We start from the raw sequence: 19,510 nt of genomic DNA on the forward strand, positions 1-19,510 counted from the left end.
CCCACCCGGCCCGGAACGCCCGTCGGCCGCCGCCCCGCTCAGCGGGACGGCGGCCGGTCGGTGGACTGCTCGGCGCAGCGCTCAGTGGGTGGGCTGTGCGGGGCGCTCCAGGGAGGCGCCCTCGACGTCCACGTCCGGGACGATCCGCTCCGCCCACTTCGGGAACCACCAGGCCTTGGAGCCCATGAGGTGCATGAGTGCCGGGATGAGCGTCATGCGCACCACGAAGGCGTCGAAGAGCACGCCCGCGGAGAGCACGAAGCCGATCGAGGCGATCATCGGGTCACCGCTGAACACGAAGCCCATGAACACGCCGGTCATGATGAGCGCGGCGGCCACGACCACGCGGGCGCTGTGGTTGTAGCCCACGACCACTGCCGTCTTCCCGTCCCTGCCGTGGCTGAACGCCTCGCGCATGGCAGAGACCAGGAACATCTGGTAGTCCATGGCGAGCCCGAAGAGGATCCCGACCGCCAGGATGGGCAGGAAGCTCAGGATGGGCCCGGGCTCCGTCACGTTGAACAGCGAGCCCAGCCAGCCCCACTGGAACACGGCCACGGTGGCACCGAAGGCCGCGAGCAGGGAGAACAGGAACCCGATCGTCGCGGACAGCGGCACCCAGATGGAGCGGAAGACGAGGATCAGCACGATCAGCGACAGCCCCACCACGATGCCCAGGTAGACCGGCAGCACCTTGAAGAGGTTCTCGGAGATGTCGATGTTCATGGCCGTCTGACCCGTGACCCCGAAGGTCGCATCCCCCTCGGGGGTGTCCAGGTGCAGGTCCCGCAGGCTGTTGACCAGGTCCGTGGTGGACTCGGCGCTGGGGCCCTCGTCCGGGATGATCTGGTACAGCAGCATGGAGTGGTCCTTGCTGATCGCGGCGGGCACCACGGCGGAGACGTGCTCCTGCTCGCGCAGCTGCTCTCCCAGGTCCACCTGCAGGTCCTGGGCCTGCTCCTCGGTGGTGCCGTCCGGCAGGTAGGCGGCGGCCACGACGGTGCCGTTGCGCCCGGCGCCGAACTTCTCCTCCACGATCTTGTACGTCTTGTACGCGCCCGAGTCCTCGCTCTGGCTGCTGCCGTCCGGCAGGCCGAGCCGCAGCTGTCCCATGGGCACGGCGATGATCCCCAGGACCGCCACGGTGGCCAGAATGGTCAGGACGGGCTTGGCGAGCACCACCTTGAGCCAGCCGCGCGGGGTGGTGTCCCGCTCGGCGGTCAGGGCGTGGGCGCGGTCCGCGGTGTGCTGCTCGTCCTCACCCACGGTCTGCGCTGCCTCGCGGCGCAGCTGGGCGCGGCGCTGGATGGCGTCCCAGCGGCGTCGGGGCATCACGCGGCGCCCGATCAGGGAGAGCATGGCCGGGGTAAGCGTCACGGCCACGGCCACGGCCATCACCACGGCGAACGCGGCCACGTTGCCCATCACGGACAGGAACGGGATGCCCACTACGTTCAGGGCGAGCAGCGCGATCACCACGGTGGTGCCGGCGAAGAGCACCGCGTTGCCGCTCGTGCCGGTGGCCAGGGCGATGGACTCGTGCATCCCCATGCCGCGGCGCAGGTTGTTGCGGTGGCGGTTGAGGATGAACAGGGAGTAGTCGATGCCCACCGCGAGACCCAGCATGGAGCCCAGGGCGGGGGTCGTGGAGTTCATCTCCACCACGTCTGAGAGCGTGAACGCCCCCAGGTACGCGGCGCCCACCCCCACGAGGGCCATGAGCACGGGCAGTCCGGCGGCCACGAACGTGCCGAGCATGATCAGCAGGATGATCAGGGCGATCACCATGCCGATGATCTCGGAGGTCACGCCCATCTCGGTCATGCCCTCGAGGTTCTGGTCGAACTGGACCTCCAGCCCGTGCAGGTCCGTGTCCTCGAACGCGGAGCGCACATCCTGGAGGGTGTCCTTGGAGACCTCGTTGATCTCCTTCTCGAACGTGACGCCCGTCAGTGCGGTGGTGCCGTCCTCGGAGACCGAGCCGTACTCGCTGGTGAGCTCGAGCTTCTTCTCGTTGCGCTCCAGCTCGGGCTTCTGCTCCTCGAGCTTCTTCTTCTGCTCGTCCAGCTGGGACTGCTGCTGGTCGATCTGCTGGGTGGCGGACGCCGGGGCGTTGGACGGGATCTTGGAGCGGGCGGCGTCGATCTTGCTCTGCGCGTCGTGCAGCTGCTGCTCACCCTGCTCCAGCTGGGAGCGGCCGTCCTCGAGCTGCTTGCGGCCGTCGTCCAGCTGCTTCTGCTGCGCGAACGGGTCCGTGGTGGAGTCCACCCCGTCGATGCCGTCCACCTTCTTCAGCGCGGTGGCCACCGCCTGCTTCTGCTGGTCGGTGATCCGGCTGCCGTCCGTGGTGGAGACGATGGCCTGGCCCACTCCGGCGTCCGCGTTCATGTCGAACGCCCCGGCGAGGTCGTCCTGGACCTGTGCGGCCTTGGTCCCGGGGATCGTGATGTTGTTGCTCAGCTCGCCCTTGAAGGCGAGGAACGCGCCTCCCAGGGCGAGCAGGATCACGAGCCAGGTGGTGATGACCACCCAGGCCCTGCGGGCGGCGAAGCCGCCCAGGGTGTAGAGGAATTTCGCCATGACTCACTTACCGGTCTGTAGGGCGGGTCGGCGGGACTCCAGGGTCCCGCCGGTGGATTGTGGAGGACGCGTCACAGCTGCGGCAGGCCGGCGTCCACCTGCTGGAAGGCCCACTCGATGTGGGGAACGAGCTCCTCTGCCGGAGGAATGCGGTCCCTGACCTCCAGCGTGGTCAGGACCTCCTTGGGCAGGCGGTGCAGCGCGGCGCGGGCCAGGCCGAGGCCCATGGCCAGCGCCAGGTTGCTCAGGTAGAGCCGCAGCCGCAGCTGCTGCTCCACGGACAGCTCGGGGCGCGTCTCCTCCACCTCCGAGCTCGCGAGGCTCCCCATGCTCGTGAGCGTGAGGACCACGTGACGGGTCAGGACCTCGCCGGAGTCCGGCGCGAGGGCCGCGGCCAGCCGGACGAAGCCGGTGAGGCACTCCAGTCCGGCCGGTGTGGCCAGGTGGGTGAGGACGCGGTCCCGGACGACGGCGGGAAGCTGCTCCACCGGGGTCTCGGTCGGGACGTCCAGATCGCTGAACAGGGGGGTGAGGTACTCCTCGATCCTAGTCAGCGCGGTGTCCTCGATGATGTCGAAGTGGTTGAAGACGGTTCGTTCGGAGACCCCGGAGCGCAGCACGAGGTCCTTGGTGCGCAGGCCGGAGAGGCCGTTCTCCAGCACGAGCTCCTCCGCGGCCGCGAGGATGTCGCGGCGCGTGGAGGCGCGGCGCGTGCCCCGCCCGTCCCGTGCCGTGCCCATCCGTGTGCAGTGTCCGATCACCACCCGAGAGTAACCGGGTATGTGCAGTTACTGCAAATAGCTGTGGGCCACGTCCCACGACTCATTCCCCGGGACGATGCCTGCGCCGCTCGGAGGCCGATAGTGTGCTGCGGTGATGGCTGCACACCTGCGCATGGCCCAGTGGGTCGAGAATCACCCCCATCTGAGCAACGCCGTGCTCACGTGCGTGGGGGGTGTCGTCACGGTCGTCTTCACGGCGGGGGTGGGGGACGCACTCACCTGGTGGTGCTCGGTGCTGTGCTGGCTGCCCCTGTTCTTCCGCCGCGCGGCCCCCACCCTGACGGCGTTCTCCGTGGGACTCGTGAGCACGGCCAGCGTGCTCGTGGTCAACGTGGCGCCCATCAGCGTGTGCCTGTGGGCCGTGCCCTGGGTGGTCTACACCGCGGCCAGCCGTTCGCCCCGCGGGCAGCGCCGCGCCGTCTTCGTTGCCGCGATTCTCGGCAGCGCCGTTCTCGGGCTGCGCAGCAACCACTGGTTCCTGTACCTCTTCGACGGCTACTCCCCGGTGGAGTGGGCCGTCGCCGGCACGGCCTTCGGGGTCGGCGCGGCCGCGTTCGTCACGGTCGCGCACCTCGCGGGGGACCTCGCACGGGGGCGCCGCCAGCGCCGCGAGCAGCTCGAGGACCGCGCCCGCCGTCTGGAGATCGAGCGGGAGCAGGAGGTGCGGCTCGCGGCGCAGGACGAGCGGGCGAGGATCGCGCGGGAGATGCACGACGTCGTCGCCCACTCCCTCTCGGTCGTGATCGCCCAGGCGGACGGCGCGCGCTACGCCGCGGCGTCGAACCCCGAGGTGGCGGTGGAGACGCTCGGCACCATCGCGGAGACCGCTCGCGGCTCGCTCACCGAGATGCGCAAGCTGCTGGGCGTGCTGCGCACCGAGGACGAGAACGGGACCGCGCCGGTGCCGCAGCTGGAGCAGATCGAGCACCTGGTGGCCTCCGTGCGTGACGCCGGGCTGCCGGTGGAGTACCGCGTGAGCGGGGAGCCGGCGCTGTCCTCCGGTGCGCAGCTCACTCTCTACAGGGTGGTCCAGGAGGCCATGACGAACGTTCTCAAGCACGCGTGGCAGGCGTCCTCGGTGCGGATCGTGGTCGAGCACGGCCGCGAGGGATCCTGGGCGGAGATCACCAACGACGGCGCGCACGGCGCCACCCGTGCTCCCCGCGGCGGCTTCGGGCTGCAGGGACTGCGCGAGCGGGTCTCGCTCTACGGCGGCTCCCTCACCGCGGGTCCCCACCCGGAGCGTTCGGACGTGTTCGTGGTCCGGGTTACCCTGCCCGGGGAGGGGAAATGACGACAGCACCGCCCGTGAGGGTTCTCATCGTGGACGACCAGCCGCTGGTCCGCGGCGGATTCCGCATGCTCGTGGACTCCCAGCCGGACCTCACCGTGGTGGGGGACGTGGACGACGGCGTGGCGGCGGTCGACGCCGTGCGTTGCGCCCTCGGCGGCTCCGGATCCGGGCGCGGGGCCCCGGGGGACGAGGGCGGCGAGGGTTCCGGAGCCCCGGACGTGATCCTCATGGACGTGCGGATGCCGCGCATGAACGGGATCGAGGCCACGCGCGAGATCCTGGCCGTGGCCCCTCAGGTGCGGATCATCGTGCTCACCACCTTCGACCTCGACGAGTATGCACTTGAAGGCATACAGGCGGGGGCCAGCGGCTTCCTGCTCAAGGACGCCCGCCCCGAGGAGCTGCTGGACGCCGTGCGCACGGTGGCGCGCGGGGACGCGGTGATCGCCCCGTCCACCACGCGGCGTCTGCTCTCCCACCTGGTCTCCGGGGCGCAGCGCCCGAGTTCGGGTTCCAGCACCCCCGCTGCGGCGGGTGCGGACGCCGCGCCCGGCAGCGGTGCAGCCGTCACCGCGGGCGCAGCTTCCGGGGACGGCACCCGCAATGCGGCGTCGTCCCCCCTGCTCGGTGCGGACGTGACCGTTGGCCCGGGCGGTGTGGTCACGAGCGCGAGTGCGCAGGCGGCAGCGGCGGGCCCGGCGTCAGATCCGTGGCAGGACCCCCGGCTGCAGAGCCTCACCTCGCGCGAGCGGGAGGTCTTCGAGCTGATCGGCGAGGGCTGCTCCAACGGGGAGATCATGCAGCGGCTGTTCCTCTCGGAGCCCACGGTCAAGACGCACGTCTCCCACATCCTCTCCAAGCTGCAGGCGAGGGACCGGGTGCAGGCCGTGGTGATCGCGTACGAGACCGGCGTGGTGCTGCCGGGCTGAGTTCGCCGGTGGTCTCATACCGGGGGATGAGGCCGGGGGATGCACTGTGGTGCACGCCATGCTCTGCTCCGGGCAAGCTCGTACCCCCGTCCGATGAACGGGGGCGGCGCGCGCGGCAGACTGGAGCCATGACTTCTGCTGAACCCTCACCCGAGCGCTACGACAACCCGCCCTGGTCCGAGACCCCCCAGGCCCCCGAACACGGTGCCTCGCACGCTGCCCGCCCCGTGGCCGTGAGCGCCGCACACGTCTCCCGCACGTACGGCGCGGGCGGCACGGCGGTGCAGGCTCTGAAGGACGTGAGCCTGGAGATCCCCGCCGGCACGTTCGTGGCAGTGATGGGGCCCTCGGGCTCCGGCAAGTCCACCCTCGTGCACTGCCTCGCCGGGCTCGACTCCCCGGACCGCAACCCCGAGACCCGGATCGTGGTGGGTGGCCAGGACATCGCCGGGCTCTCCGACGACCAGCTGACCCGCTTCCGGCGTGACCACGTGGGCTTCGTCTTCCAGGCGTTCAACCTGGTTCCCACGCTCACCGCCCGCCAGAACATCGAGCTGCCGCTCGCCCTGGCCGGCAAGAAGGTGGACGCCCAGCGCCTGGACGCGCTGGCCACCACCCTGCAGATCACCAAGCGCCTGGACCACCGCCCGGATGAGATGTCCGGCGGCCAGCAGCAGCGCGTGGCGATCGCCCGCGCCCTGCTCTCCCAGCCGGACGTGGTGATCGCGGACGAGCCCACGGGCGCGCTCGACTCGGCCACGTCCCAGGAGGTGCTGGCCCTGCTGCGCCGCTGCGTGGACGAGCTGGGCCAGACCGTCGTCGTCGTCACCCACGACGCCACCGTGGCCGAGGCCGCGGACCGCGTGCTGCGCGTGCGCGACGGCGAGATCGTCTCCGACGACGCGATGACGGGAGCCCGCTGATGCTGAGAGTCGTCTACTCCCGGCTGACCCGGCAGTGGAGCCGCTACGCGCTCGTGGTGGTCTGCGTGGCCGTGTGCGCCGCGTTCATGACCGCGGCGCTCGGCCTGGCCAGCACCCTGAGCACGAGCCTCGCCTCCGACCTCGCGGCTCCCTACAAGAACGCCGACGCCGTGGTGACCAGCCCGGACGCCGAGAAGGCCCCCGCCACCGCGGACGCCCAGCAGATCGACAAGCTCGAGGAGCTGCCCCAGGTGGACGGCGCCTGGGCACCCCGGTCGAAACTGGCGCGTGTGGAGGGGGACACCTCCGCCTCCAGCTCCGGCATGACTTTCGTGAGCGACCTCCCCTCGGACAACTCCCTGTTGCCCACCACCGTGGCGGAGGGGAAGCTTCCCGAGACGCCCCAGCAGATCGTGACCACCGAGAAGGTCGCCGACCAGCTGCACGCGAGAGTGGGCGACACCGTGGAGCTCGGGCAGGCGGGTGACGAGACGGGCGCCCCCGTGCAGTACACCCTGAGCGGCCTCACGGAGGGGACCGCCTCCTCGAGCCTGCCCGACTGGTACGCCACGAGTGCCGGTCTGCAGCGTCTGCCCGGGGAGAGCATGGCGGGGGCGAACGGCCAGCAGGCCATCCTGCTGCGCACCGCCGGGACCCTCGACCAGGAGGGGCTCGACTCCCTGGCCACCGAGGTCAACCGCGTCCTGGGCATGGGCCACGCCGGGCAGCCCGCCCTGGAGGTGAAGACCCCCGAGCAGATCGCCGACGACTCCCTGCAGGAGATGTCCCAGGGGACCGACGTCATGGCCATCTTCCTGGGCCTGTTCGCCGGACTCTCCGTGCTCGTCGCGCTGCTCGTGGTCACCAACACGCTGTCCGTGCTCACCGCCCAGCGGGCCCGTGAGCTCGCCCTGCTGCGCTGCGTGGGCGCCACCGGTTCCCAGCTGCGCCGTGCGGTGCTGCTCGAGGGTCTCGCCATCGGCGTGGTCGCCTCGGCGATCGGCGTGGCCGCCGTGGGCGGGCTCGTCGCCCTGCTCAACGCGACCGGAGCCACCGGTGTGCTCACCCTGACGCTGAGCCCCCGCGACGTGGTCGTGGGTCTGGTCACCGGTGTGCTGCTGACCGTGATCGCCTCCCTCGGCCCGGCCCGCCGCGCTCGCGGTGCCTCGGCACTGGACGGACTGCGCGGCTCCCGTGCCGCGGACGGCCTGCCCGTGGTGCGCATCGTCCTCGGCGCCGTCGTGCTCGTGGCCGGTGCCGCGGCCCTCGTGTTCGGCGCCCTGCAGCACAGCGCGGGCCTGGGCATCGTGGGCGGTCTGGCCGCCTTCCTGGGCGTGGTGCTCACCTCCCGCGCCTACGTCCCGGGTCTCGTGAAGGGCGCGGGGAAGCTGCTGCCCGGCGGCATCCCCTCCCGCCTGGCCGCGGCCAACGCCGCCCGCTACCCCACCCGCACCAGCACCACGGCCACCGCGCTGCTGATCGGTGTGCTGCTCGTGGCCACGGTGCTCACGGGCCAGCAGGTGGCGCGCACCACGCTGCTGGACCAGCTCGACCGCGACCGCCCCGTGGACATCTCCGTCCCGGCGGAGGCGGGCCAGCTGAGCCCCCAGCAGGTGACGGACCTGCAGAAGCTCCCGGACGTGGTGGGTGTGCAGACCGACGGCAGCCTGCCGGACGGCTCCACCGCCACCATCGACGCCGCCCAGTACCTGAACGCCCAGAAGGCGGGGGACCTGCAGAAGTCCGTGGCGGAGATCCTGCACGTGGACGCCAACCAGCTGGGTGGTGCCCTGCTGGAGAAGGCCAGCTACGTCTCCGTCCTGGACATCCTGCTGACCGTGGTGCTCGGGCTGCTCGCCGTGGCCGTGGTGGTGGCCGTCCTGGGCATCGCCTCCACCACCTCCCTCTCCGTGCTGGAGCGGGCCCGGGAGAACTCGCTGCTGCGGGCCCTGGGGCTCTCCAAGCGGCAGCTGGGGGCACTGATCCGCCGGGAGGCACTCGTGATCTCCCTCGTGGCCACCGTGGTGGGTCTCGTGGTGGGCTGGATCTTCGGTGTGCTGGGAGTGATGGCCGTGCTCCCGGACAGCTTCGCCGTGCAGCCCGTGGTGCCCTGGACAGGGTTCCTCCTGATCCTGGCCGGTGCCGTGGTCGTGGCCGTCCTCGCCTCGGCGCTGCCGGTGCGGCGGGCCACGAAGCTCAGCCCGGTGCAGGGCATGGCCCGCGCGGACTGAGGACGCGCACCGGGGGAGCCGGTGTGCACGAGGATCCCGACCAGGGGATCCGGTGAACCAGGGGCGTGGTCGCGTACGGGCGGCCACGCCCCTTCCCCGTGCCCGGGGCGGGACCTGTTGCGTGCCGCCGCGTCCACCGGGGCTCCCGCTGCGCATTTTGTGCAGCTTTTGACGTCTCACGGGCGAAAAGCGTCGAAAGCTGCACTTGAGACGCAGGCAGGTGCGGGTGGTGCGGGCAGGTGGGGTGTCGGGGAGGTGGCCGGCGCCGGGAAGTGGCGGCACGGCGTCGTCGTACCCCGCGGGGAAAGGCGGGGCAGCGGCGTCCTCGTGCGCGGCGCTCAGCCTGCCGGGTGCGAGCCCGTGAGCCGGTCCAGGGCCTCCAGGAGGCGGTCGAGGACCTGCTGCTTCTCCCCGCTGCTCTCAGGCAGCAGGCCCATGGACGCCTGCTGGTACAGACCGTCCCCCATGGCTTGGACGGCGGTGGCGACCACGGGGTCCCCCACGTCCTCCAGGACCGCGGAGTACCAGCCGTGCTCCACGCGAGCGCACGTCTGCTGGGCGCCGGGCTCCCGCGCCTGCACGAGCCGGAACGCAACCCCCAGGCTGCGGTCCAGGGGGCTGTCCGCCCAGAGCGACGTGGCCAGGAACTCGCGGGCCGCGCCCCGGGGGGACGCCGCCAGGCGGCTGAGGTCCTCGGCGGCGAGCTCCTCGCAGCGGGCCAGGGCTGCGTCCACGAGGGCCTGGCGGTGGGGGAAGTGGTAGAGCAGGCCGCCCTTGGAGACCCCGGCCTGGGCGGCGACGGCGTCGAGGGTCGCGGCGCGTTCCCCCTCCGTGAGCACGAGGTGCTCGAAGGCGGCCAGGAGCTTGTCGCGGGCTTCGGGTTTGCGGGGCATGCGGTGGTGGACCTCACGGTGTGACGGGAATGATTGCCTTCTCTGAGCGTTTAACTGTACCGTCTGGACGGTAAAGATCGGTGAGGTGCCCCGTCCCCCGGGGTTCGGTACAAGGGCGTACGACTCCCGTCGTCCCCGCCGCAACCCGAGTCCCAGGAGGTTCAGAAGGTGTCCGTGATGGTCGAACAGCAGCGCACAGCAGGTCCCCGTGAGTGGGCGGCCCTCGGCGCGCTGATGCTCCCCGTGCTGCTGGTGTCCGTGAACAACACGGCGCTGAGCTTCGCGCTGCCCGCGATCTCCCAGGGGCTGCGCCCCACCGCGGCGCAGCTGCTGTGGATCGTGGACGTCTACCCCCTGATCCTCGCGGCCCTGCTGATCCCCATGGGCAGCCTGGGTGACCGCATCGGCCGCCGGAAGATGCTCTTCATCGGCTCCACGGGCTTCGGGCTGATCTCGCTGCTCGCGGCCTTCGCCCCGAGCGCGCAGTGGCTGCTGGCAGCCCGCGTGGGCACGGCGGTCTTCGGCTCCATGCTGCTGCCCACCACGCTCTCCCTGCTGCGCACGGTGTTCCACGACGACAGGCAGCGCAGCCTGGCCATTGCCATCTGGACCGCCGGGTTCAGCGCGGGGGCGGCCCTCGGCCCGATTGCCGGCGGCTTCCTGCTCAACCACTTCTGGTGGGGCTCCGTGTTCCTGCTGGCGGTCCTGGCGATGATTGCGTTCCTCGTCTCGGCGCCCCTGGTGCTGCCCGAGTCGAAGGACCCCCACCCGGGGCCGGTGGACCCCGTCTCCATCGTGCTGGCGATGGCCACCATGGCCCCCGTGGTCTACGGCATCAAGTCCCTCGCCACCGGCGGCTCCCCCCTGCACGGTCTGCTGTTCATCACCGCGGGCGTGCTGTGCGGTGCCCTGTTCGCGCGGCGACAGGTGGTCAAGGGCTACCCCATGCTGGACCTGCGCTTCTTCCGCAGCCCCCGCTTCTCCGGTGGCCTGTCCGTGAACATGGTCTCCAACGTGGCGCTGTTCGGGTTCCTGTTCTTCTTCACGCAGTACCTGCAGCTCGTGGACGGGCGGGACCCCATGACCTCGGGCCTGCTGATGATCCCCGGCCTGGTGCTTTCCATCCTCGCCGGGCTCGGCGCCGAGCGGATCTCCCGGCTCGTGGGCGTGCGCACCGCCGTGGTGCTGGGTCTGCTGCTCGTGGCGGCCGGGTTCTTCGTGGTCGCGTTCACCGACCAGCAGGAGTCCTCGGTGCCCGTGCTCGTGGCCTTCACCGTGATGAGCGCAGGCACCGGGCTGGCGACCACGCTGTCCACGGACCTCGTGGTCTCCTCGGTGCCCGCGGCCAAGGCCGGTGCGGCGTCCGCCGTGTCCGAGACGGGCTACGAGGTGGGTGCCGTGCTCGGCACCGCCGTGCTGGGCGGGCTGACCACCGCGTTCTACCAGGCGCACCTGGACCTGCCCGCGGCCGTGAGCTCCGACAGCGCGCAGGCCGCCCACGAGACGCTCGGCGGGGCGCTGGACGTGGCCGCGGAGTCCCCGCTGGGCGCGCAGATCGCCGACGCCGCCGTGGCCGCCTTCTCGGCGGGCATGCAGTGGACCTCGATCTTCGGGGGCGCCCTGGTCGCGGCTGTGGCGGTGGCCCTGTTCCGCGTGCTCCGCGCGGACCGCCGGGTGCGCGGCACGGTCGCCTGAGACCCGGCGACACCGCACCGCTGCCAGGCGACGCCGCGCCCTTCTGGGCCGGCCGCGGGGTCCCAGCCCGACGACGTCGTCCCGTCCCGTCGACGTCGCGCTCCGGCGGCGTCGCGCTCGAGCGGCGTGACGACGTCGTCCTGGACGGACGCGGCGGCCCGCGTCCGAGACTTCTGAGCCCGCTTTTGCCTCCCCGTGCGAACGGTGACGGGGAAGCGGGCTCGGATGTTTACACGGCTGTCACACGGGGGGCGGGAGAGCGCCACGGTGTGGAGGTACGCTGACGAGCACCGCGTACCGGACGGTAGCCGTACCTGCCCGCACCGCGGAACGCCGAGGACCGAGCCTGCCGACCGGAGGGGACCGAGCATGCACCTGCAGCCCAAGGACCAGGAGAAGCTCCTGGTGGTGGTCGCCGCTGACCTGGCACGTCGTCGGCAGGCGCGGGGACTGAAGCTCAACCACCCCGAGGCCATCGCCGTCATCACGTACGAGCTCCTGGAGGGGGCCCGTGACGGGCGCACCGTGGCGGAGCTGATGAGCTGGGGCAGCACCATCCTCACCCGTGAGGACGTCATGGAGGGTGTGCCCGAGATGATCCCGGACGTCCAGGTGGAGGCCACGTTCCCGGACGGCACCAAGCTCGTGACCGTCCACGACCCCATCCGCTGACGCGGCCGCGACCCGAGGAGCACCCATGACACCCGGAGAGTACGTCCTGGCCGAGACCCCCGTGGTCTGCAACGAGGGGCGGGAGGCCATCACCCTGGAGGTGCTCAACCGCGGGGACCGTCCCGTGCAGGTGGGCTCGCACTTCCACTTCGCCGAGGCCAACCGGGCCCTGGAGTTCGACCGCGGCAGGGCCGTGGGACACCGTCTGGACATCCCCGCCGGCACCGCCGTGCGCCTCGAACCGGGGGACTCCACCACGGTGCGGCTGATCCCCCTGGGCGGGGACCGCGTGGTCCACGGCTTCCGGGACCTCATGGACGGCCCGCTGGACGCCCACGCTCCGACCTCACTGGACGACGACGCCGCACCCGTCACCCCCGCGCGTCACCGTTCCGCCGCGGGGGACGCCCCGCAGCCGTTGCGCGAACGCGAGGGCTTCTCCAACGAGACCCGCTGAACCGGCCCACCGTGCGACGTCGTGCCGAACAGGCGCCCACCGGGCCGAGAGACCACTGCACCGAGACCACTGCACCGAGACCACGGCGCCGGGAGCGCCGAGACCGGCCGCCACCGCCGCGGCCAGCAGCACCCCGAGACCAGCCGCCACCGCCGAACGAGAAGGTCGAGCATGAGCTTTGAGATGAGCCGCGAGCAGTACGCGAGCCTGTACGGCCCCACCACGGGGGACGCGGTCCGCCTGGCGGACACGGAACTGTTCGCGCGTATCGAGAAGGACCTCACCACTCCCGGCGAGGAGGCCGTGTTCGGCGGCGGCAAGGTGGTGCGGGACGGCATGGGCCAGAACGGCCAGCTGGTGCGGGACGTGGGGATCCCGGATCTCGTGATCACCAACGTGGTGGTCATCGACTGGACGGGGATCTTCAAGGCGGACGTGGCGGTGCGGGACGGGCACATCCAGAAGATCGGCAAGGCCGGCAACCCCCACATCATGGACGGTGTGGACATCGTGATCGGTGTGGCCACGGACGTGATCGCCGGGGAGGGCAAGATCCTCACCGCGGGTGGGATCGACTCCCACATCCACTTCATCAGCCCGGACCAGATCGAGACGGCGCTGGTCTCCGGGATCACCACCATGATCGGCGGCGGCACGGGGCCGAGCGAGTCCTCGAAGGCCACCACCATCACCCCGGGCGAGTGGAACATCCACAACATGCTGCGCTCCTTCGAGGAGTTCCCCATGAACTTCGGGCTGCTCGGCAAGGGGCACGGCTCGGCCATCTCGCCCATGGCGGAGCAGATCCGGGCGGGTGCGATCGGGCTGAAGATCCACGAGGACTGGGGCGCCACGCCGTCCTCCATCAACACGTCCCTGCAGGTCGCGGACGAGTACGACGTCCAGGTGGCCATCCACACGGACACCCTCAACGAGGCCGGCTTCGTGGAGGACACCCGTGCGGCGATCGCCGGACGGGTGATCCACACGTTCCACACGGAGGGAGCGGGCGGCGGGCACGCCCCGGACATCATCGAGCTGGCGCAGGACCCGAACATCCTCCCGGCGTCCACGAACCCCACGCTGCCGTACACGCGCAACACCCTCGAGGAGCACCTGGACATGCTCATGGTGTGCCACCACCTCAACCCGGACATTCCCGAGGATGTGGCGTTCGCGGACTCGCGCATCCGCAAGGAGACCATTGCGGCGGAGGACGTGCTGCAGGACATGGGCATCTTCTCCATGACCTCCTCGGACTCGCAGGCCATGGGCCGGGTGGGGGAGGTGGTGCTGCGCACGTGGCAGGTCGCGGACTCCATGAAGCGCCAGCGCGGGCCGCTGCCCGAGGACGAGGGCACGGTGGGGGACAACCACCGCATCAAGCGCTACATCTCCAAGTACACGATCAACCCGGCGATCGCCCACGGCATCTCGCACGCGGTGGGCTCCGTGGAGGAGGGCAAGTTCGCGGACCTCGTGCTGTGGGAGCCCACGTTCTTCGGCGTGAAGCCGGACCTGATCATCAAGGGCGGTCAGATGGTGCACGGTGTGATGGGCGATCCGAACGCGTCCATCCCCACGCCGCAGCCGCGCTGGTACCGCAGGGCGTTCGGTGCGTACGGCAAGGCGGCCGCCCGCTCCTCCATCACGTTCATGTCCCAGGCGGCCATCCGGGCCGGGGTGCCGCGCTCGCTCGGGCTGGAGAAGGTGGTGCGCGAGTGCCGGGACATCCGCACGCTGACCAAGGCGGACATGAAGTTCAACGGCGAGACCCCGCAGCTGCGCGTGGACCCGGAGACCTACGAGGTGCGCGTGGACGGCACGCCCGTCACGTGCGAGCCGCAGCACGTGCTGCCCATGGCGCAGCGCTACTTCCTGTTCTGACGCCCGGTTCCGGGGCCGCGAGGGGCTCCGGGCCCCACGACGCCGCGCGGACCGGCTCGCAGGCCGGTCCGGCAACCGGGTGGCGGCAGACCTGCCGCCGCACTGGCACCCACCACGTCCGAGACACCGCACAGCGAGAGGAGAGCACCCGTGATCGTCACCGAGATCCTGGGCAACATCCACGAGGAGAGCGGCCGCGAGCTGGCGGCCGGCAGGCACCTCGAGAAGGTGGTCCTGCCCAGCGCGGAGCTGGTCAAGCGCATCCAGCGGCTGAGCACCGACCACGACCGCCAGCTCGGGCTCCGCCTGCCTTCCGGCGCCCCGGACCTCAGGGACGGGGACGTGCTCGCAGTGGAGGACGCGGCGGGAGGCGACGCCGGGAACCACACCGGAGACCACGGCCAGGCGGAGCACTCTGGCGGGCGGCGTGGCAACGCGGTGGTGGTCCAGGTGCTGCCCACGGACGTGCTGGTAATCGGCGCGCGCTCCATCGTGGAGATGGCGTTCGTGGCGCACAGCCTGGGCAACCGGCACCTGCAGGCGCAGTTCTTCGACGAGGACAGCGAGTACGGGGCGCAGGTGATGGTGGTGCAGTACGACCACACCGTGCAGGACTTCCTGGACCACCACCAGGTGCCGTACTCCCGCCAGGAGCGCGTCATGCCCGTGCCGTTCCGCCACGCCGAGCACACCCACTGATCCGGTGGTGGAGCCGAGCCTGAGCGGTCTCCTGGGGCTGATGCAGCTCACGGACTCCGCGCTGCCCACCGGGGCGTTCAGCCACTCGCTGGGCTTCGAGACGTACATGGCCGCGGAGCAGCTGGAGGACCGGGAGAGCTTCGCCGCGTGGCTGGAGATGTTCGTGGACCAGCAGCTGACCTTCACGGACGCCCTGGCCGTCCGCCTGGTCTACGCGGCCGAGGGCTTCGAGCGGGTCGAGGACCTGGACGAGCTCGTCACCGCCCAGGCCCTGCCCCGCCAGATCCGGGAGGGCGGGATGACCATGGGCAGACGGCTGCTGAGCATCGGAGCCGGCAGCTACCCGGGCGAGTGGGTGCAGCGCTACCAGCAGGGCGTGGTGGAGGAGAGGCTGCACGGGCACCAGGCCACCGTGTGGGGTGTGCTCGCCCGGGGTCTGGACGTCCCCGAGGACACCGCAGTGGCCTCCCACGTGTACGCCACGGTGATCTCCCTGGCCCAGAACGCCGTGCGTGGCATTCCGCTGGGGCAGAACACCGGCCAGGCGGTGATCCGGGAGGCGCAGGAGTGGGTGGGTCGCGCCGTCGCGGTCTCCCGGGACCTCGTGGCGCAGGGCGTCGCCGAGGAGGTGCTGGGGGCCGTCGCCCCCGGGCTGGAGATCGCCCAGATGAACCACGAGCGCCAGCGGGCCAGACTCTTCATGAGCTGAGCACGACGACGCCGCCGCGCCGGGTTCGCCCGCCTTCGCGCGACCCGAGGGTCGAGCCGCGTGAAGGCACCAGCGCACGAGCCCCCCAAGAGGCACCAAGAGAACGCACGAGAGACCACGAGCAGCAGGAGGAACAGCATGGACCCCGTCATCATCGGTGTGGGAGGACCCGTGGGAGCGGGCAAGACGCAGCTGGTGGAGCGCCTCACGCGCGCCATGAGCCACGAGATCTCCATGGCCGCGATCACCAACGACATCTACACGATCGAGGACGCCAAGATCCTCGCGCGCACCTCGGTGCTGCCCGAGGAACGGATCATCGGTCTGGAGACCGGCGGCTGCCCGCACACCGCCATCCGCGAGGACACCTCCATGAACGAGGCCGCGATCGAGCAGCTGAAGAAGCGCTTCCCGGACCTGCAGGTGATCTTCGTGGAGTCCGGCGGGGACAACCTCTCCGCCACCTTCAGCCCCGAGCTGGTGGACTTCTCCATCTACGTGATCGACGTGGCCCAGGGCGAGAAGATCCCCCGCAAGGCCGGGCAGGGCATGATCAAGTCGGACCTGTTCGTCATCAACAAGACGGACCTGGCGCCCCACGTGGGCGCGGACCTTGGCGTGATGGAGGAGGATTCCAGGGTCTTTCGCAAGGACAAGCCGTTCGCGTTCACCAACCTCAAGACGGACGAGGGACTCGAGCGCGTCCAGGAGTGGATCCGCACCGACGTCCTGATGCTCGACCTTGCCTGAGACACCCGCCACCGGCACGACGACGCCGCCCGCCACCGACACCCCGATGCCGTCCGCTGGCGCTCCCGGGGCCGGGCGCGACGCCGCCGCGGTGGGCTCCGCTCCGGCGCCCACCGCCGTGGACCAGGACCGTTCCGGGGCCGCTGACGCGGGGAACCCGGACCCTGGGCGTGGCCCCGCCGGGTCCGCGGAGGCGCGCAACGGTGCCGCGGCGGCGTCGTCCCCCGCGGAGTGGGCCGGGCAGCTGCGCCTGAGCGTGGCCGAGCGGAACGGGCGCTCGTACGCCGCCCGGCAGTTCCACGAGGGCGCGCTGCGGGTGCTGCGCCCGCACTACCTGGACCGTTCCGGGCAGGTCACCTACACGGTGGTCAACCCCGGGGGCGCGTACCTGGGTGCGGACGCCTACCTGCTGGACGTGGCCGTGGAGCGGGACGCCTCCCTGGTGCTGACCACGCAGTCCGCGACTAAGGTGTACCGCACCCCGCAGGGTCCCGCGACCCAGGACATGACCGTGCGGCTCGGTCCGGGCAGCTGCCTGGAGCACGTGCCGGACCAGCTGATCGTCTACCGCGGGGGCTCCTACCTCCAGCGGACACGCGTGGACATGGATCCCGCGGCGTCCCTGCTGCTCGCGGAGGTCGTGACGCCAGGGTGGTCCCCGTCCGGGGAGTCGTTCGCGTACGACGAGCTGCGGCTGCGCACCGAGGTGCGGGTGACCCCGCCGGAGGTGCCGGCCCCGGCGGCACCGGACCGGGGCGCGCCAGCGGCGGAGGCCCAGGACCGGCCCGGGGACCCCAGTCACGTGCCCGGCGGACCGGACCGGGCGGCGTCGTCCGGGGGGACCGGCGCGGCACCGGCCGGGGAGCGGGCGCGGCGCCTGGTGGTGGACCAGCTGCGGATCCGTCCGGACGTGCACGGGGGCATGTCCGGCGTCGGGTTCATGGAGGGTTTCAGCCACACCGGGCAGCTGCTGGTCGCGGACGCGCGCCTGGACGACGAGCTCTACGAGCGTCTCTGCGAGCTCGTCGACGCGTCCGGCACCCACTCCGGGATCACCCGTGCCGGGGCGGGAAAGCCGTACGGCGTGCGGTGCGTGTGCGTGCGTTCCCTCGCCCACTCCACCAGCGCGATCACCGCGCTGCACCGGGCCGTGGTGGACGAGCTCCGCCAGCGCTGGCGTGGACAGTCGCCCCTGCGGCTGCGCAAGTACTGACCAGCACCACCCCACGAGGAGAACCGTGTCCGCTTCCCACCCCACCCTCTACCGACGTTACGTGACCGAGCGGCACCGCCTGCCGCTGCGCGTGCGGGTCGGCTGCACGCTCGCCGCCGTGGCCGCCCTCCACGTGCTGGCCGCGGGCCTGCTGAGCACCACCCTGGCCCCGGGAGCCGAGCCCCTGGCGCTCGGTGTGGTGCTCACCGCGTACGCCGCGGGCATGAAGCACAGCTACGACTGGGACCACATCTCCGCGATCGACAACTCCACCCGCAAGTTCGTGTCCGAGGGCATGAATCCGGCGAGCGTGGGCTTCGCGTTCAGCCTGGGCCACTCCCTGGTGGTGACGCTCGCCGGGATCATGGTGGTCGCGGGCGCGCAGTTCGTGAGCGGGGCGTTCGAGGAGGGCAGCTCCGCGAACCACGTGCTCGGGCTGATCGGCGCCGGGGTCTCGGGGGTGTACCTGCTGGTGCTCGGACTCTACAACGCGAGCATCTCCGTGGGGCTGCTCCGCGCAGCGTCCCGGGGTGGGGTCACGGTGCGGGGCCACCGGCACGACCTGGACAGCAACTGGGGCCTGGTGTCCCGGCTGCTGCGCAAGCCCCTGCAGCGTGTGCGCCGCCCGCGGGACATCTTCGTGCTGGGGTTCCTCTTCGGCCTGGGCTTCGACACCGCCACCACCATCGGCCTGCTGCTGCTCACGGTCTCGGCGTCCCTGGCCGGTGTCCCGGCGTTCGCCCTGCTGGGCCTGCCCGTGGCGTTCACCGCCGCCATGACCCTGTGCGACACCCTCAACGGGCTCGGCATGATGAAGCTCTACTCCTCCGCCCTGACCGAGACGGGCACCCGGCGGCGGTTCAACGCGACCGTCACCCTGATCTCCGCGGTCTCCGCCCTGTTCATCGCCGCGATCACCCTGGGCGGGTTCCTCCACGACCTCCTGGGCCTGGAAGACCCGGTGACCGCGGCGCTCGCGGACGTCGACCTCGGCCAGGCGGGCCTGGCGCTGATCGCCGTCTTCGGGCTGGTGTGGCTGTGGTTCTGGCGGACGTCCCGGCGGAACTAGGGCATCGCGCCGCACGGAATGTTCACCCGCGCAGATGCAGCTCGCGGTTCCTCGGGGCCGGCCAGCGCCGAGCAGCTTTCTCACCGACGGGGCCTCTCGGGTGAACTCCGCCCCATGAGCGCGTCTCCAGGGACAACTAGTGACGAGTGCTGGGGTGTGGCCCCGCGGGTGCTGCGGTGGTCGTCGGCGACTCCGACGGGTGGCTCGCGGCGGCATTGAGTGTCAGGTACGCCCACGCGGAGGGCACCCGGGCCGCGGTGAGCAGCGCCACGACCAGCAGGCCACCCAGCGCCCCGAACCAGGACAGGTCCGGTCTGACGAGTGCGGCGCAGCCCAGACCTGCGAGGAAGCACCAGAGAAGCCCTGCGGACCAGAGTCTGTCGTAAAAGGCGCGGGCGGCCATCAGTCGCACGTCCGGAAGTTCTGGAACCGTCCGGTGGCGGCGAGCGGATGCGAGGGCCTTCTGCCAGGGCAGGGCGTCCCCGCCGGGAGGTTCGTGCGGCAGACGCCTGCGGTCCAGCATCATGATGCCGAACATGAGAACGAGCACCAGCACGATGATGGCGGTGGACCAGAGGGAATCCCGCCCGTCGTGCGGAGCGAGCAGAGCGAGAGTCGGTGTGCCGATGATGCCCAGCGCGCCCGAACGACAGCGCTCGGTGTCGTCCGCCTGGAACGTGACGGTGCGGCGTCGTCCTCCGCCACGGTGCGCGCAGGCGAGTGGCGT

17 protein-coding genes are annotated in these 19,510 nt (G+C 71.2%); 13 read left to right on the forward strand and 4 right to left on the reverse strand.

All coding sequences use genetic code 11. The features are described from left to right. Positions 1-81 precede the first annotated feature (81 nt). Together AABM36_RS03175 and AABM36_RS03180 are read right to left on the reverse strand one after the other, a co-directional pair. Positions 82-2,580 carry an MMPL family transporter gene (locus AABM36_RS03175; RefSeq protein ID WP_423447353.1) on the reverse strand — a complete coding sequence of 833 codons (2,499 nt, stop codon included), beginning with the start codon at positions 2,578-2,580 and terminating at the stop codon, positions 82-84. 71 nt (positions 2,581-2,651) lie between these two features. Next, positions 2,652-3,320, reverse strand: coding sequence for a TetR/AcrR family transcriptional regulator (locus tag AABM36_RS03180; RefSeq protein ID WP_423447355.1), 669 nt, complete (start codon positions 3,318-3,320; stop codon positions 2,652-2,654). 136 nt (positions 3,321-3,456) lie between these two features. On the opposite strand from AABM36_RS03180, the gene AABM36_RS03185 reads away from it, so the two are divergent. The 4 genes from AABM36_RS03185 (at position 3,457) to AABM36_RS03200 (ending at position 8,739) form a co-directional block, all read left to right on the forward strand. Next, entirely contained in the window at positions 3,457-4,656 is a 1,200-nt protein-coding gene (locus AABM36_RS03185; protein ID WP_019310837.1) for a sensor histidine kinase, read from the forward strand. Then, the gene (locus tag AABM36_RS03190; protein ID WP_039100744.1) at positions 4,653-5,585 is read left to right on the forward strand and encodes a response regulator transcription factor; all 933 of its coding nucleotides are present in this window, start codon (positions 4,653-4,655) and stop codon (positions 5,583-5,585) included. The genes AABM36_RS03185 and AABM36_RS03190 overlap by 4 nt, the downstream gene beginning before the upstream one ends. 128 nt (positions 5,586-5,713) lie before the next feature. After that, positions 5,714-6,508, forward strand: a complete 795-nt coding sequence (locus AABM36_RS03195; protein ID WP_019310835.1) for an ABC transporter ATP-binding protein — start codon at positions 5,714-5,716, stop codon at positions 6,506-6,508. Further along, entirely contained in the window at positions 6,508-8,739 is a 2,232-nt protein-coding gene (locus AABM36_RS03200; protein WP_019310834.1) for an FtsX-like permease family protein, read from the forward strand. The genes AABM36_RS03195 and AABM36_RS03200 overlap by 1 nt, the downstream gene beginning before the upstream one ends. Before the next feature lie 338 nt (positions 8,740-9,077). Here AABM36_RS03200 and AABM36_RS03205 read toward each other — a convergent pair whose 3' ends face one another. After that, positions 9,078-9,632 carry a TetR/AcrR family transcriptional regulator gene (locus tag AABM36_RS03205; protein WP_019310833.1) on the reverse strand — a complete coding sequence of 185 codons (555 nt, stop codon included), beginning with the start codon at positions 9,630-9,632 and terminating at the stop codon, positions 9,078-9,080. A 177-nt stretch (positions 9,633-9,809) separates the two neighbouring features. Here AABM36_RS03205 and AABM36_RS03210 point away from each other — a divergent pair, with 177 nt between their 5' ends. The 9 genes from AABM36_RS03210 (at position 9,810) to AABM36_RS03250 (ending at position 18,783) form a co-directional block, all read left to right on the forward strand. Next, positions 9,810-11,327 (forward strand): MFS transporter, encoded by a 1,518-nt coding sequence (locus AABM36_RS03210; protein ID WP_035885378.1) that lies wholly within the window; start codon positions 9,810-9,812, stop codon positions 11,325-11,327. A 369-nt stretch (positions 11,328-11,696) separates the two neighbouring features. Next, a complete protein-coding gene (locus tag AABM36_RS03215; RefSeq protein WP_019310831.1) occupies positions 11,697-11,999 on the forward strand; it encodes an urease subunit gamma in 303 nt (100 codons plus the stop codon). Positions 12,000-12,024: 25 nt separating this feature from the next. After that, complete coding sequence (locus tag AABM36_RS03220) at positions 12,025-12,456, forward strand: urease subunit beta (protein ID WP_019310830.1); 432 nt, start codon at positions 12,025-12,027, stop codon at positions 12,454-12,456. Positions 12,457-12,627: 171 nt separating this feature from the next. After that, positions 12,628-14,343 carry an urease subunit alpha gene (gene ureC / locus AABM36_RS03225; protein WP_019310829.1) on the forward strand — a complete coding sequence of 572 codons (1,716 nt, stop codon included), beginning with the start codon at positions 12,628-12,630 and terminating at the stop codon, positions 14,341-14,343. A 150-nt stretch (positions 14,344-14,493) separates the two neighbouring features. Continuing rightward, positions 14,494-15,042 (forward strand): urease accessory protein UreE, encoded by a 549-nt coding sequence (gene ureE / locus AABM36_RS03230; protein WP_019310828.1) that lies wholly within the window; start codon positions 14,494-14,496, stop codon positions 15,040-15,042. 4 nt (positions 15,043-15,046) lie between these two features. Continuing rightward, positions 15,047-15,751 (forward strand): urease accessory protein UreF, encoded by a 705-nt coding sequence (locus AABM36_RS03235; RefSeq protein ID WP_019310827.1) that lies wholly within the window; start codon positions 15,047-15,049, stop codon positions 15,749-15,751. A 138-nt stretch (positions 15,752-15,889) separates the two neighbouring features. Then, complete coding sequence (gene ureG, locus AABM36_RS03240) at positions 15,890-16,501, forward strand: urease accessory protein UreG (RefSeq protein WP_012399236.1); 612 nt, start codon at positions 15,890-15,892, stop codon at positions 16,499-16,501. Positions 16,502-16,592: 91 nt separating this feature from the next. Next, positions 16,593-17,714, forward strand: a complete 1,122-nt coding sequence (locus tag AABM36_RS03245; protein ID WP_423447900.1) for an urease accessory protein UreD — start codon at positions 16,593-16,595, stop codon at positions 17,712-17,714. 25 nt (positions 17,715-17,739) lie between these two features. Further along, complete coding sequence (locus AABM36_RS03250) at positions 17,740-18,783, forward strand: HoxN/HupN/NixA family nickel/cobalt transporter (RefSeq protein ID WP_039100747.1); 1,044 nt, start codon at positions 17,740-17,742, stop codon at positions 18,781-18,783. 136 nt (positions 18,784-18,919) lie between these two features. Here AABM36_RS03250 and AABM36_RS03255 read toward each other — a convergent pair whose 3' ends face one another. After that, positions 18,920-19,339 carry a hypothetical protein gene (locus AABM36_RS03255; RefSeq protein ID WP_423447360.1) on the reverse strand — a complete coding sequence of 140 codons (420 nt, stop codon included), beginning with the start codon at positions 19,337-19,339 and terminating at the stop codon, positions 18,920-18,922. Between the last annotated feature and the right edge of the window lie 171 nt (positions 19,340-19,510).

It is taken from the genome of Kocuria sp. KSNUG (genome assembly GCF_049532735.1).
Classification (GTDB): Bacteria; Actinomycetota; Actinomycetes; order Actinomycetales; family Micrococcaceae; genus Kocuria; species Kocuria rhizophila.